The organism is Mesorhizobium sp. LEGMi-168a (genome assembly GCF_058312955.1).
The window spans coordinates 31632-46008 of sequence record NZ_JBZEGV010000040.1; the positions used below are offsets into that span (position 1 = coordinate 31632).

General features: G+C 65.3%; 12 protein-coding genes and 1 riboswitch. Of the genes, 5 read left to right on the forward strand and 7 right to left on the reverse strand.

The genetic code is table 11. From position 1 onward, the window contains the following. Nucleotides 1-147 precede the first annotated feature (147 nt). The 3 genes from thiQ to thiB all read right to left on the reverse strand — a co-directional run bounded on the left by thiQ (nt 148) and on the right by thiB (nt 3801). Nucleotides 148-933: a thiamine ABC transporter ATP-binding protein gene (gene thiQ / locus AC4FWB_RS31195; RefSeq protein WP_491030065.1), complete on the reverse strand. Its 786-nt coding sequence runs from the start codon at nt 931-933 to the stop codon at nt 148-150. Next, the gene (gene thiP / locus AC4FWB_RS31200) at nt 930-2552 is read right to left on the reverse strand and encodes a thiamine/thiamine pyrophosphate ABC transporter permease (protein ID WP_491030066.1); all 1623 of its coding nucleotides are present in this window, start codon (nt 2550-2552) and stop codon (nt 930-932) included. The genes thiQ and thiP overlap by 4 nt, the downstream gene beginning before the upstream one ends. 238 nt (nt 2553-2790) lie before the next feature. Continuing rightward, complete coding sequence (thiB, locus tag AC4FWB_RS31205) at nt 2791-3801, reverse strand: thiamine ABC transporter substrate binding subunit (RefSeq protein WP_491030067.1); 1011 nt, start codon at nt 3799-3801, stop codon at nt 2791-2793. A 41-nt stretch (nt 3802-3842) separates the two neighbouring features. After that, nucleotides 3843-3957: riboswitch (TPP riboswitch) on the reverse strand. A 146-nt stretch (nt 3958-4103) separates the two neighbouring features. On the opposite strand from thiB, the gene AC4FWB_RS31210 reads away from it, so the two are divergent. The 4 genes from AC4FWB_RS31210 to AC4FWB_RS31225 all read left to right on the forward strand — a co-directional run bounded on the left by AC4FWB_RS31210 (nt 4104) and on the right by AC4FWB_RS31225 (nt 7183). Then, nucleotides 4104-4748 carry a thiamine diphosphokinase gene (locus AC4FWB_RS31210; protein ID WP_491030068.1) on the forward strand — a complete coding sequence of 215 codons (645 nt, stop codon included), beginning with the start codon at nt 4104-4106 and terminating at the stop codon, nt 4746-4748. A gap of 1 nt (nt 4749) precedes the next feature. Further along, nucleotides 4750-6564 carry an ABC-F family ATP-binding cassette domain-containing protein gene (locus AC4FWB_RS31215; RefSeq protein ID WP_491030069.1) on the forward strand — a complete coding sequence of 605 codons (1815 nt, stop codon included), beginning with the start codon at nt 4750-4752 and terminating at the stop codon, nt 6562-6564. 74 nt (nt 6565-6638) lie between these two features. After that, nucleotides 6639-6881 (forward strand): type II toxin-antitoxin system CcdA family antitoxin, encoded by a 243-nt coding sequence (locus AC4FWB_RS31220; RefSeq protein ID WP_491030071.1) that lies wholly within the window; start codon nt 6639-6641, stop codon nt 6879-6881. Continuing rightward, nucleotides 6881-7183: a CcdB family protein gene (locus tag AC4FWB_RS31225; protein ID WP_491030072.1), complete on the forward strand. Its 303-nt coding sequence runs from the start codon at nt 6881-6883 to the stop codon at nt 7181-7183. The genes AC4FWB_RS31220 and AC4FWB_RS31225 overlap by 1 nt, the downstream gene beginning before the upstream one ends. 4 nt (nt 7184-7187) lie before the next feature. Here the strand turns inward: AC4FWB_RS31225 and AC4FWB_RS31230 are convergent, their stop codons facing one another. Together AC4FWB_RS31230 and AC4FWB_RS31235 are read right to left on the reverse strand one after the other, a co-directional pair. Then, on the reverse strand, nt 7188-8963 hold the full coding sequence (locus AC4FWB_RS31230) for a hypothetical protein (protein WP_491030073.1): 1776 nt from the start codon (nt 8961-8963) through the stop codon (nt 7188-7190). A gap of 65 nt (nt 8964-9028) precedes the next feature. Next, nucleotides 9029-10327, reverse strand: coding sequence for an adenylosuccinate synthase (locus tag AC4FWB_RS31235; RefSeq protein WP_491030074.1), 1299 nt, complete (start codon nt 10325-10327; stop codon nt 9029-9031). 417 nt (nt 10328-10744) lie between these two features. Between AC4FWB_RS31235 and AC4FWB_RS31240 the strand changes: the two genes are divergently transcribed. After that, nucleotides 10745-11161, forward strand: a complete 417-nt coding sequence (locus AC4FWB_RS31240; protein ID WP_491030075.1) for an SH3 domain-containing protein — start codon at nt 10745-10747, stop codon at nt 11159-11161. A gap of 103 nt (nt 11162-11264) precedes the next feature. On the opposite strand, the gene serA is transcribed toward AC4FWB_RS31240, so the two are convergent. Together serA and AC4FWB_RS31250 are read right to left on the reverse strand one after the other, a co-directional pair. Further along, nucleotides 11265-12866 (reverse strand): phosphoglycerate dehydrogenase, encoded by a 1602-nt coding sequence (serA, locus tag AC4FWB_RS31245; protein WP_491030076.1) that lies wholly within the window; start codon nt 12864-12866, stop codon nt 11265-11267. A gap of 70 nt (nt 12867-12936) precedes the next feature. After that, the gene (locus AC4FWB_RS31250) at nt 12937-14112 is read right to left on the reverse strand and encodes a phosphoserine transaminase (protein WP_491030077.1); all 1176 of its coding nucleotides are present in this window, start codon (nt 14110-14112) and stop codon (nt 12937-12939) included. Nucleotides 14113-14377 lie beyond the last annotated feature (265 nt).

The window sequence follows — 14377 nt, forward strand, 5'->3', positions numbered from 1 at the left end:
TTTCTCCGCGCCGGTCGGCAGATCGGCTTCCTTTCGAACTCTTTCGGCAAATCACGGCCCACCCGGACCAGCATGGCCGGACCTAGCCACACTCCCCCGGACAAGGCAAGCAAACGCCGGATCACCCGTTGCCGGTTTGGCCGTAAATTATGTCCGCTTCCGGGCAATGTGTTGTGATCCGGCAACGCTGCCGCCTCGATCGCCGATATAGCGCCGGAAGGCGTCCGGTCCAGAGCGGTCGAAGAAATCGGCGGCCGGCCCCGTTGCTGCGACCCTGCCCTCGTCCACAAACACGATCTCCTGGCCGATGCGGCGCGCATCCTCCGGCTGGTGGGTGACGAAGAGCACCGTCATCTGCCGCTCGGCATGGATGTCGGCGACCAGATCCAGCATGTCGTCGCGCAGCGCCGGACCGAGCGAGGCGAAAGGCTCGTCGAGCAGAAGCACCGGCCGGTCGCGCAGCAACACCCGAGCCAGCGCGACGCGCTGCCGCTCGCCGCCGGAAAGCTCGCGCGGCAGCCGCTTCTCCTTGCCGGCAAGGCCGACGCGCGCCAGCGCTTCCGCGACCGCGTGGCGATCGCCGGAGGCGAGGTTGAGCGATGGCGAGCGGCCAAGCCCGACATTGTCTTCAACCGAAAGGTGGGCGAACAGGTTGTTTTCCTGGAACACCATTGACACCGGTCGCGCCGAAGGCGGTGCGTTGCCGACATCGATCCCGCCGATCAGCACCTTGCCCGCGCTTGGCGTTTCGAAGCCGGCGACCAGATTGAGCAACGTCGATTTTCCGGAACCGCTCGGTCCCATGATGGCGGTGATCCTGCCGGCGGCGAATTCAGCACCGAAGCGGAACGATGCCTCGCCATAGCTGAACCAAACGTCCGCCAGCCCGACGGCGAGCCCTTTCCCCGCTGCGATGCCATCGTTCGTCGTCATGCCTTTGCTTCCCGCCCCAGCCAATCGGCGGTGACCACCAGCATCAGGCAGACGAGGCCGAGCAGCAAGGCCAGCCCCGCGGCGTCGGCGGTCCGGTAGCTGCCCATGCGCGCGAGCAGAAGATAGGGCAAGGTCTGCACCGAATCGCTGCCGAACAGCGCGATCACGCCGAGATCGCCGAGCGACAGTGCCATGGCGAAGGCGAAGCCGGTGGCCAAAGGCCGCCTGAGCGACGGCCAGTCGACCAGGCGCAGCCGGTTCCAGCCGGAAATGCCGAGCGCCAGGCAAAGCCGCTCATGGCGTTCGCTTGCCGCATCGTAGGCCGGACGAACGGCGCGGATGGCGAACGGCATCGCCATCACCGCGTTGACGGCGACGACCATGACGGGCGCGATGGCGAAGACATCCGTGACGCCGCGCAGCGCCAGGAACCAGCCGGCGCCGACCACGATCGGCGGCACGACGAGCACGAAACCGGCGCCGGTGTCGGTGGCATGTTCGAGCAGCGACATGGCGCTGCCCGCGCGGCGCCGCAAGGCCAGCGCACGCCGGGCCGCGATGAGCGAGAGTGACAAAATCACCGAAAGCAGCGCCGAGAGGAAAGAGAGCCCGGCGCTGGTGAACGTCGCACCGCGCACGGCGTCCTCGCCGGCCAACCGGCCAAGATCCGCTTCCAGCCCGGCGAATACGGTCGCCGCCATCGGCCCGGCGACGAACAGCAGGGCAAGCGCGATCAGGCCGGTATTCAGAACGGCCTCGACCTTGCCTACGCCAAGATAGCGGCGCGGCGCCACCGGCAGATTGGCGTCGCCGACCGTGTTGGCGCCGAGCCGCGTGAGCGCGGCGACTACAATAAGGGTGAGTGCGATCTGAAGAAGCGTCAGAGTTACGGCCCGCGCGGGATCGAAATCGAAGCGCAGCGCCTGGTAGATGGCGACCTCCAGCGTCGAGGCGGCCGGCCCGCCGCCCAGGGTCAGCACGATGGTGAAGGAGGTGATGCAGAGCATGAAGACCAGCCCGGCGATGCCAGGCAATGCGGCGCGCAGCGCCGGCCATTCGATCAGCCGGAAGGCAGGCGCAGCACTCATCCCGAGCTGACTCGCCAGCCGCCACTGGTCGGTGGGCACGGTACCCAACGGCTCCAGGAACAGGCGCGTGGCCAAAGGCAGATTGAAGAACACATGCGCGACCAGGATGCCGGACAGGCCGTAGATGCCAGGCCATTCTCCGCCGCCGAATTTACCGAGGGCGCCGGCGAAATAACCGGCGCGACCATAGAGCGCCAGCACGCCGAGCGCCGCGACGATCGCCGGCAGCGCCAGCGGCACGGTGAAGAGCTGCAGGATCAGGCCACGTCCGGGAAAGGCCGGATGCCGCGAAAGCGCTCGTGCCACGAAGAGCGCCGGCGCGACCGACAACAGCGTCGACAGCAACGCTTGCCAAAGCGTGAAGCGGGCGACGCGCAAGAGATAGTTATCGAAGGCGGCGACAGCGCCGGACGGGTCGCGCGCGCCTTCGAGGATAAGCCCGGCGAAGGCGCCGCCGATGAGCACGGCGATGGCTGCGAGGGCAACGATGCCGGCGGCGACGCGGGAGTCAGAGCGCGGCGCGGACTGCACGCTGCACCACTTGGGTTTGAGCTAGCGAACGCCGCGCTCCTTCGCGCCCCCCTCTGGCCTGCCGGCCATCTCCCCCACAAGGGGGGAGATCAGCAGTTTCAGCGCCCCGCTTGTACCTGCAATGTCGGAGATTGGCGAAATCGCCGATGACAGCCAATCTCCCCCCTTGTGGGGGAGATGTCCGGCAGGACAGAGAGGGGCGCCGTAGAGCGATCATCCTTTGATCACTTGGCCAAAGTCACTTGCTCATCGCCGCCAGCCACTCATCCACCCAGGCCTTGCGGTTGGCCGCGACCTCTTCGGAGCTGAACAGCAAAGTCTTGGTCGGCTTCACCAATTTGTCGAAGGCCGGGTTGAGCGGCTTGTCGGTCTTGCCTGCCGGAAACATCCAGTTGGTCTCTGGGATGACGTCCTGGAATTTCGGCCCGGTCATGAAGGCGATGAATTTTTCCGCCAGCGGGTTCTTCGCCCCCGTCGTGGTTATGCCCGCCACCTCGATCTGCAGGTATTCGCCCTCCTCGAAGGAGGCGGCCTGGTAGCGCTCGGTGTTCTCGGCGACCATGTGGTAGGCCGGCGAAGTGGTGTAAGACAGCACCATCGGCGCCTCGCCCTTGGTGAACAGGCCGTAGGCCTCGCTCCAGCCCGGCGTCACGGTGAGCACCTTTGACTTGAGCTTGGCCCAGGCTTCCGGCGCCTTGTCGCCATAGACCGACTTCACCCAGAGCAGCAGGCCAAGGCCCGGCGTCGAGGTGCGCGGATCCTGGATGACGATCTTGTCCGCGGCATTGCCCTCGACCAGCTCCTTCAGGCTCTTCGGCGGTGCCTTCAGCTTCTCGGTGTCGTACACGACGGCGAAATAGCCGTAGTCGAAGGGCACGAAGGTGTCGTCCTTCCAGCCGCCGGGCACGCTCACGTCAGCCACCGCGCCATGTGGCGCGAACAGGCCGCTCGCCTTGGCGTCGGCGGTCAGGTTGGTGTCGAGGCCAAGCACGACGTCGGCTTTGGTGCTCGCGCCCTCCAGCTTGACGCGGTTGAGCAATGCCACGCCGTCGGCCACCGAGACGAATTCGAGATCGCAGCCGCATTCGGCCTCGAATTCCTTCTTCACCGCGGGTCCTGGCCCCCATTCCGCGGTGAAGCTCTCATAGGTATAGACGGTGAGCTTGTCCTTCGCCTCTGCAGGCCCAACGCCTGCCAGAAGTGAAACGACGCCAGTTGCGAGAACAAGTTGGGACAATAGTGAGCGCATCGGCGCCTCCTCGTTCGTGTTAAAGGAATTGAGGCGTCGGATGGTCCGAAACGTCTAATCCCTCCGCCGGTACAAACCGGATCAGGTTCAGCGGGTTGGCATTGTCGCCTCTCAGCCGGTTCGCGAAGTCAGCGTCCGGCACCCCGTTAGAGCGTTTCGAGACATAGGCCCGGCCGAAGTGCCGCGCAAGCGGAAGTTTGCCGGGCATCCAAGGCATCACGGCTTACCCGATAACGCAGCGCGCTTCCGTTTGGATGCGTCCGGCTTCCGTTTCGCGGGCAGGGCTGGTAAGGGCGACGCCCATGGGCACATTCACCATCCTGCTTGGCGGCGAGCTCGTCCGCACGCCTCGGCTCGAACGCCAGATCGAAGGTTCGCGCGTCATCGCCGCCGACGCCGGCATCGGCCATGCGCACATGCTCGGCCTCGTGCCGGAGCTCTGGGTCGGCGATTTCGACTCGGTGCCGGCCAATCTGCCGGACGATCTCGCAGCCGTGCCGCGAAAGATCTTTCCGGCCGAAAAGGACATGACCGACGGCGAACTCGCCATCGCCGAGGCGCTTGCGCGCGGCGCCACCAGCCTGGTGCTGGCCGGCGCCTTTGGCGGTAAGCGCGCCGACCATGCCTTCCTGCATCAGGCTCTCAGCCTGCGGCTGGCCGAGGCAGGCACGACGGTGTTGCTGACCAGCGGCGCGCAGGAAGGCGTGCCCGTCCTGCCCGGCAAAGCCAGCTTCGACTACGCCGACGGCACGCTGTTCTCGGTGCTCGGCTTCTCCGACCTCGCCGGCCTGACAGTTGCGGGCGCCAAATGGCCGCTCGACCGTGTCGAGGTGGCGTTCGGCTCGTCACTCACTATATCAAACGAGGTCAAGGGCCGGCTCGAGGTAGCGCTGGAGCGCGGCCGGGCCCTGCTTCTGGCCCACCCCTATCCTCTTCCCGAAAGCTGACATGGCGCCGCCACTCCTCAATCTCGACGGCATAAAACTGACCTTTGGCGGCGCGCCGCTGCTCGACGGCGCTGCGCTGAGCGCTTCCGCCGGCGAGAAGATCGCGCTTGTCGGCCGCAACGGCTCGGGCAAGTCGACGCTGCTCAAGATCGCCGCCGGGATGATCGAGCCGCAGGACGGCGAAGTCTTCCGTCAGCCCTCGGCCACGGTTCGCTACCTGCCGCAGATGCCGGACATGGATGGCTTCGCCAGCGTCCGCGCCTATGTTGAGGCGGGCCTTGGTCCGGCCGACGACCCGCATCGCGCCACCTATCTGATAGACCATCTCGGCCTTACCGGCGACGAACGGCCGAACGACCTCTCCGGCGGTGAGGCGCGGCGCGCCGCCCTTGCCCGCGTGATGGCGCCCGAACCCGACATCCTGCTGCTCGACGAGCCGACCAACCATCTCGACCTCTCGGTCATCGAATGGCTGGAGGAGGAGCTTGCCCGCACATCCTCGGCGGTCATTCTGATCTCGCACGACCGCCGCTTTCTCGAGCGCGTCTCGCGCGCCACGGTCTGGCTCGACCGCGGCCAGACGCGGCGGCTGGACAAGGGTTTCGCGCATTTCGAGGAATGGCGCGACCAGGTGCTGGAGGAGGAAGAGCGCGAGCAGCACAAGCTCGGCCGCCAGATCGTGCGCGAGGAGCATTGGCTGCGCTATGGCGTGACCGCCAGGCGCAAGCGCAACATGCGCCGCCTCGGCGAATTGCAAGCGATGCGCCAGCGCTTTCGCAGCCATCGCGGCGCCGAAGGCACCGCCACCATGGTGGCGAGCGATGCCGCCGAATCCGGCAAGCTGGTGATCGAGGCCAAGGCCATCGAGAAGAGTTTTGGCGACCTCACCGTGGTCAAAGGCTTTTCGACCCGCATCCAGCGCGGCGATCGCGTCGGCCTGGTCGGCCCCAACGGCGCCGGCAAGACGACGCTGCTCAAGATGCTGACCGGCGAGTTGACGCCCGACGCGGGCACCGTGCGGCTCGGCGTCAATCTGGAGATCGCGACGCTCGACCAGAAGCGCGAGGCCGTCGACCCGCAGGAGACGCTGGCGCATTATCTCACCGACGGTCGCGGCGAGAACCTCGTCGTCAATGGCGAGCAGCGCCACGTCGTCTCCTACATGAAGGATTTCCTGTTCAAGCCGGAGCAGGCGCGCACGCCGGTGCGCGAGCTTTCGGGCGGTGAACGCGCGCGTCTTCTGCTGGCCCGCGTGCTGGCGCGGCCGGCGAACCTGCTTGTGCTCGACGAACCGACCAACGACCTCGACATGGAAACGCTGGAACTGCTGCAGGAGCTGGTCGCAGGCTTTGCCGGAACGGTGATCCTGGTCAGCCACGACCGCGATTTCCTCGACCGCACCGTCACCAGCGTGATCGCGCCAGACGGCGGCGGACGCTGGATCGAATATGCCGGCGGCTACTCCGATATGCTGGCGCAGCGCGGCGGCTCCAGGCTTGAGGAACGCAAGGCAAGGTCGAAGGCCGAGACGACTGACGCAGCGCCGAAGACCGATCAGGCGGCGCCGAAAGGCCCGGCGAAGAAACTCTCGTTCAAGCAGAAGTTCGCGCTGGAGTCCCTGCCGAAGAAGATTGAGGCGGTGACGGCCTCGATCCAGAGGCTGGAGAACAACATCGCCGACCCGTCCTTCTATGAGCGCGATCCCGTCTCGTTCCAGAAGACCATCGCCGCGCTGGACAAGGAGCGCACCACGCTGGCGGCACTCGAGGAGGAGTGGCTGGAACTGGAGATGCTACGCGAAGAGATGGAGGGCTAGGCGCGCCGAACGTGTCTGCTGATTGTCCCACTAAAGAAATGCGCATATAGTATACGCATGTTGCGGAGGCCATCATGCGCAAGATAGCCGCAAATGCGGTCCGTCAGCCGGCAAATCTGTCGATCGATTCACAGCTCATGAAGGAAGCAAAAGGGCTCAATGTGAACATGTCGCGCGCTGCCGAAGCCGGCATCGCCGAAGCCGTATCTGCCGAGAAGACGCGCCTGTGGAAGCTTGAAAACCGGGCCACGATGGACGCCTGGAATGACTATGTCGAAAAGCATGGCGTTCCACTCAAAGAACATCGGCAGTTCTGATGGCGCGCTATGACGTCTTCGCTGCCGGCGGCATAGAAGGCGGCTACCTTCTCGACGTTCAGTCCGATCTGCTCGACAACTTCAAGACACGAGTGGTCGTTCCGCTTCTGCCGCTCTCGTCAGCGCCTCCGCCAATGCGGAAGCTGCACCCAGTCTTCGAAATTAACGGGCGGAAGCTGGTCATGGCCACCCATCTCATCGCCACCGTAGCCGCGACAGAGCTCGCTGAGAACAGAACCAGCCTCACCAACCACCACGACGAAATCGTCGCCGCCCTCGATATGTTATTCCAAGGCTTCTAAAGTACTACCCTGAAGTCTTCGCAGCCCAGGCCTTCAGCGCCTCGTCGAAGACTTTCTCGCCGGGGATGCCCTTTTCCATGGTGAGCAGGGCGCGGCGTCCGGTCTTGTAGACCACCGGCACGTCGATCCAGTCCTGCCCCCTGAGCAGCGTCAGGTTGGCATCCTCGTCGGCCTTGGTGTCGTTGAGGGCGACAAGGAAGAAGCCGTCTGCGATCTTGGCCGGGATGCCGATCAGCGGGCTGCCGGCGTCCTGCTCCGAGCTCTTCATGGCGATGCGCAGGATGTTGTCGACACCGCCGCCGTCAAACCCTTCCGGCGTCAGGAAGATCATCTCGATGATGTGGCTGGCCGGCAGCGTCTGGTCGGTGTTGCGCCGGATCGTCATGCGCAGTTGGATGTCCTTGCCGGGGATTGTCGCCTCGGCGCGGATCGCCGGCTCCGGCGGCAGGTCGCCGCCCGGCGATTCCTGCACCAGCGACCAGACGATGCTGCCGGGCTCCGCCGTGCCTTGCTGCGTGCTGGTGCGCTCCTCATAGAAGATCGCCTTCTGGCCGACCGGCACGGTCGCCTGCGCCGTCGCAGGCGCCGGCGTGGTCCCTGCCGCGGGCGGGGCTGTGCCCGCCGCAGGCGGCGTGGTCACCGCGGCGGGAGGGGTGGTCCCTGCAGCCGGCGCAGGCGGATTGGCGGCGGCCTCGGCAGGCGGCGTTCCCGCTGCAGGCGGGGTCGCGGCCGGCGCTTGCGCAGCCGGTGGCGTGCCGGCAGGGGCCGGCGGAGTACTCGTCACAGGCGCTGCCGGCGGCGGCGTGGTCAGCGCGGCGACGGATTCGCCCTCGCCGATGGTGCTCTGCCCACCGGCCGGACCGGGATCGGTCTCCTTGCCCTCAGGCGTCAGGCGCTGGGTGAATTTCGCTGTTTCGGCTGGCTCATTGGCAGGCGCCGCGTTGTTGCCCGCAGCGGGCGGCGCTGCTGCCGTCTCGGTGGCCGGCTTTGCCGGAGCGGGCTTGACCAGGGGCTCGGTCGAGACGGTCTTGCTGCCACCGCCTTTCAGGCCGAGCATCGAGCTGAACGCATCCTTGTTCAGCCAGATGCCGTAACCGCCCCCGGCCAGCACCAGCAAGGCGACAACGGTCGCGATCAACCCGCCATAGCTGCGCTTGCGCGGCGGCGGCCGCAGCCGCTGGAAAGTGTCTGCCGCCGGCTGCTCGTCATTGGCGAAGACATCGCTGCCGTCCTCCGGCTCAGCGGCGTTCATGCCGGGCAGGCCGACATCGTCCTCTCGCGGCGAAGGCATCGGGGTTGGTGCCGAAGGCACTTTGTGCCAGCCGCCGGGCTCCGTCTCCGTTGCCCCTTGCCAGCTTGGTTCCGTCTTTGATGCGCTTTGCCAGCTCGGTTCGGTCTTCACCGGCGCTGGCGCCGGCTTGAACGGCTCAGGCTTGGCAGGTTCGGGCTTCGCCACCGGCGGCTGCCGGACATGGCTCGGCTGGTTCTTGTTGCGGTCGATCGACGAGAAGATGTGCTCCAGCTCCGCCAGCGGATCTTCCGCCGGGACGGGCTTGGGCGCCGGAGCGGGCGGGGCATACTCCCGCTCGACGCTGGAAATCGCGTCTTCCAGCGAGCGTTTCTGTTTGCTGACGATATCGGGAGCCAACGGCGGAGAATACTCCGCGAGCTTCTTCACCAGTGCCGCACGAACGTTCTCGTAGATCCGCTTGCGAAGCTCGGGCGAGGGCTCGCCATGCTTCTCAAGCTGCTTTTTCAGAACACTAACGAAATCTGCCATGCGTCAGTTGACCTGCATTCTTTCCCCGGCGCAAATCAGCCGTTACGCCGGGAAGGGCTGTGAAACTAGTCTTGAAACGGGTCGGTCACAAGTATCGTGTCGTCCCGTTCCGGGCTGGTGGAAAGCAGCGCAACCGGGGCGCCGATCAGCTCCTCGATGTAGCGGACATATTTGACCGCTTGGGCCGGCAGGTCGTTCCAGCTCCTGGCCCCGGCCGTCGTCCCTTTCCAGCCTTCGAGCGTCTCATAGACCGGCTCGACGCGCGCCTGGGCGCCCTGGCTGGCCGGCAGATAGTCGATCATCTCGCCATCGAGGCGATAGCCGGTGCAGACCTTGATCTCGTCCAGCCCGTCGAGCACGTCGAGCTTGGTGAGCGCGATGCCCTTGATGCCGTTGACGGCGACGGCCTGGCGCACCAGCACGGCGTCGAACCAGCCGCAGCGGCGCTTGCGCCCGGTGACGACGCCGAATTCGTGGCCGCGCGTGCCGAGGAACTCGCCGATCTCATTCTTCTGCTCGGTCGGGAACGGGCCTTCGCCGACGCGCGTCGTATAGGCCTTGGTGATGCCGAGCACATAGCCGATCGCGCCGGGGCCGGTTCCGGAGCCGGCGGCCGCCTGCCCCGCCACTGTGTTGGACGACGTGACGAAGGGATAGGTGCCATGATCGATGTCGAGCAGCGTGCCCTGCGCGCCCTCGAACAGGATGCGCTCGCCGGCGCGCCTTTTGTCGTAGAGCACCTTCCAGACGCGGTCCATGTAAGGCAGGATCTCGCCGGCCACCGAGGTCAGCTCCTGCATGATCGCCTCATGCGTCGCCTCCGCATGGCCGAGCCCGCGGCGCAGCGCATTGTGGTGCGTCAGCAGCCTGTCGACCTTCAGGGGAAGCGTTTCCAAATCCGCCAAATCCATCACCCGCACAGCGCGCCGGCCCACCTTGTCCTCGTAGGCGGGGCCGATGCCGCGCCGGGTCGTGCCAATCTTGGTTCCGGAATTCGAGGCGGCGTCTTCGCGGAATCCGTCCAGCTCCCGGTGCAGCGACAGGATAAGCGCGGTGTTTTCGGCTATTTTCAGGCTTTCGGGCGTCACGTCCACGCCCTGCTCCTTGAGCTTCTTGACTTCCGCGACGAAGGCATGCGGATCGAAGACGACGCCGTTGCCGATGATCGACAGCTTGCCCTGCCTGACCACGCCGGACGGCAGAAGCGACAGCTTGTAGACCTTGCCGTCGACGACCAGCGTATGACCCGCATTGTGGCCGCCCTGGAAGCGCACGACCACGTCGGCGCGTTCCGACAGCCAGTCGACGATCTTGCCCTTGCCTTCGTCGCCCCATTGCGAGCCGACGACCACCACATTGGCCATGTTCTTTTCCCTTGAGATGCCGCCTTGGCGGCTTGAAACGACAGGCCTCTATAACCTCATGTGCGGGCCGATGCGACCCTTTCTTTGCCGCCGAAACCACCCCAGCGCGCAACAGACCAGGCACAACAAATTCCGGCTTTCGCATCGTTTGGCGGACCAAAACTTGGGGTGACCAGTGGGACTCGGGGTAACCAAATGGCTATCAGCCTTCCGGCGCCCGTTTCGCTAACCAAAGCGAAGCCATCGCTGCACCGCTCACCTTAACGGATATTTCAAGCAGAAGCAGATAGCGGCGAAGGTATTAAGGATGCCGATATTTGGATAAACGTCACAGTCACCGACCGATTGACTTTTTCACCTTTCAGCGGCCAGTTTCACAAAGCCTATCGACTGACTTCAATAGAAATGGAGAGGACCATGAATTTCAGGATGCTGATCGCGCTGGCCGTCGCCTTTGTCGGCCTGCTGGCCGTCTCCGTCTCGGCGTCCGCGGCCACCGTCGCTCATGCTACCACCACGCTCAACGTGCGAAGCGGCCCCGGCGCTCACTATGCAAGGATCGCGACCTTGCCGGCGGGCCAGAGGGTGACGCTATACCATTGCGAGGGAAGCTGGTGCTCCATCCGCGCTGGCGGAATCCATGGCTGGGCAAGCTCGAACTATCTCGACCGCTCCCATGTCGTGCGGCCGGTCATCGTGCAGCCGCACATCGTCATCCGCCCGCCGCATTACCGCCCGCACAGGCCGCATTGGCCGCACAAACCGCATCGGCCGCGCCCGCCCAAGCCTCACAAGCCGCAGTGCAAGATCGCGCCCGGCTTCCCCTGCAAGTAAGGCCGGCGCGGAAAATCATCCCGACGGACCTGGCCTGATAAAAGCCCCGTGCGCGACCGCGCACGGGGCTTTTCACTTAGGTAGACTTGTTCAGGCGCAACTCTCAAGCGCCGCCGACGTCGAAGTGCAGCGGCTTGGCCGAGTCGATCGACTCGTGCGCGCGCAGTTGATCCAGCACTTTCTCCGGGAACGGCGCGTCGAGATAGAGCAGCGCGATCGCATCGCCGCCCGGCCGGTTGCGGCCGAGCTGAAAGTTGGCGATGTTGACGCCGTTCTCGCCGCAGACGGTGCCGAGCAGGCCGATGATGCCGGGCGCATCCGCGTTGGTCGTGTAGAGCATGTGCTGGCCGACCTCGGCATCGAGGTTGATACCCTTGATCTGGATGAAGCGCGGCTTGTGGTCGGAGAAGCAGGTGCCGGCGATCGAGCGCGTCATGTGCTCGGTCGTGACGGTGAGCTTGATGTAGCCGTCGAAGACGCCCGATTTGTCGCGCTTGACCTCGGCGACGATGATGCCGCGCTCCTTCACCATGATCGGCGCCGACACCATGTTGACGTCCGACACCTGCGGCCGGATCAGGCCGGCGAGCGTGGCGCTTACCAGCGCGCGCGTGTTCATCGTCGCGGTCGAGCCGTCGAACAGGATCTCGACCTCCTTGATCGGATCCTCGGTGACCTGGCCGACAAAGGCGCCGAGCACCTCAGCGAGCTTGACGAAAGGTTTCAGCCTCGGCGCTTCCTCGGCGGTGATCGAGGGCATGTTGATGGCGTTGGAGACGGCGCCCTTGATCAGGTAGTCCGACATCTGCTCGGCGACCTGCAGGGCGACATTCTCCTGCGCCTCGGTGGTCGAGGCGCCGAGATGCGGGGTTGCCACGACATTCTCCATGCCGAACAGCGCATTGTTTTCCGCCGGCTCGACCTCGAACACGTCGATGCCGGCGCCAGCCACCTTACCGCTCTTCAGCGCCGCGACCAGGTCGGCCTCGACGACCAGCCCGCCGCGCGCGCAATTGATGATGCGCACACCGTCCTTCATCTTGGCGATCGCAGCCGCGTCGATGATGTTGCGCGTCTTGTCGGTCAGCGGCGTGTGCAAGGTGATGAAATCGGCGCGGGCGAAGAGCTCGTCGAGTTCCACTTTCTCGACGCCGAGTTCCTCCGCCCGGCTGTCCGACAGGAACGGATCGAAAGCCACGACATGCATCTTCAGGCCGACGCCGCGCGTCGCGACGATCGAGCCGATATTGCCGCAGCCGACGATGCCCAGCGTCTTGCCGGTGATCTCGATACCCATGAAGCGGTTCTTCTCCCACTTGCCGGCATGCGTCGAGGCGTTGGCCTCCGGGATCTGGCGGGCCAGCGCGAAGATCATCGCGACGGCGTGCTCTGCAGTGGTGATCGAATTGCCGAAGGGCGTGTTCATCACGATGATGCCCCTGCGGCTTGCTGCCGGGATGTCGACATTGTCGACGCCGATGCCGGCGCGGCCGACGACCTTCAGCCTGGTGGCAGCATTGATCAGCTTTTCGGTGACCTTGGTCGCCGAGCGGATGGCGAGGCCGTCATACTGGCCGATGACCTCGGCGAGCTTTTCCTTGTCCTTGCCGAGATCGGGCAGGTAGTCGACCTCGATGCCGCGATCCTTGAAGATCTGCACGGCGGTGGTTGAAAGTTTATCCGAAACGAGAACGCGGGGCGCCATGGCGGCCTCCTTCAAAAATGGACATGATCCGTTTGGGGATCGGCGGCCCGAAGGCCGCCGTGAAATGATCTCAGGCCGCTGCTCTCAGCGACGCCTTTTGCGAGGCAAAGGCCCAGTCGAGCCATGGCAGCAGCGCTTCGAGATCGGAGGTCTCGACGGTCGCGCCGCACCAGATGCGCAGGCCGGGCGGCGCATCGCGATAGGAGCCGATGTCGTAGGCGACGCCTTCCTTGTCGAGCGCCGAGACGATGCCTTTGGCGAAAGCCGCCTGACCGTCGGCATCGAGCGCCGCGACATCGGGATCGGTGAAGGACAGGCAGACCGAGGTGTTCGAGCGTGTCGCCGGATCGGCGGCCAGATGGCCGAGCCATGGCGAATTGTCCACGAACCGGTCGAGCACCGCGGCGTTGGCGTCGGCGCGGGCGATCAGCGCCTCCAGGCCGCCGATCGACTTCGCCCAGCGAAGCGCATCGAGATAGTCCTCGACGCACAGCATCGACGGCGTGTTGATGGTCTCGCCCTTGAAGATGCCCTCGATCAGCTTGCCGCCTGAGGTCAGGCGGAAGATCTTCGGCAGCGGCCAGGCCGGCTTGTAGGTTTCCAGCCGCTCGACGGCGCGCGGCGACAGGATCAGCATGCCATGCGCGCCCTCGCCGCCCAGCACCTTCTGCCAGGAGAAGGTCACGACATCCAGTTTTTCGAAATCGAGCCTTTGCGCGAAGGCGGCCGAGGTGGCGTCGCAAATGGTGAGGCCGCGGCGCGCGGCCGGAATGAAATCGCCGTTCGGCACGCGCACGCCGGAGGTCGTACCGTTCCAGGTGAAGACCACGTCGCGGTCGAAATCGATCTTTGTCAGGTCGGGCAGCTCGCCGTAGCCGGCCTCGAACTTGCGTATGTCGGCGAGCTTGAGCTGCTTGACGACATCGGTCACCCAGCCGGAACCAAAGCTTTCCCAGGCGACCATGTCGACGCCGCGCTCGCCGAGCAGCGACCAAAGCGCCATCTCGACCGCGCCGGTGTCGGATGCCGGCACGATGCCGATCCGGTAGTCGGCGGGAACCTTGAGGATCTCGCGCGTCAGCTCGATCGCCTGCTCGAGCTTGCTCTTGCCGATCTTGGCGCGATGCGAGCGTCCGAGCGCGGCAGCTTTCAGCGCCTCGGCCGACCAGCCGGGACGTTTTGCGCAGGGACCTGAGGAGAAATTGGGATTTGCCGGACGGAGTCCGGGCTTGGTAAGCGTCGTCATCGTGGTCTATCCTTCCAGATAGTGGCCCCTCGTTGGGGAGGGGTGGCCCACGGACGGCGATATGCTTTCAGCCTTCCGGCGTCAAGAGCAAAGTTTTTGTCGCTGGCGGGATATTCGTCAGGTTTTTCACTACACGGTGAATCGGCATAGGGGCGTGGAGGTTATCTCCACGTCCCCTGCCACACCACCCGGCATGCGGGTCCGCACCGGGCGGTTCGTTGGGTTGAGGTCAACTGGCAAGCTGGGGCAGGCCCAGCCTGTCGAA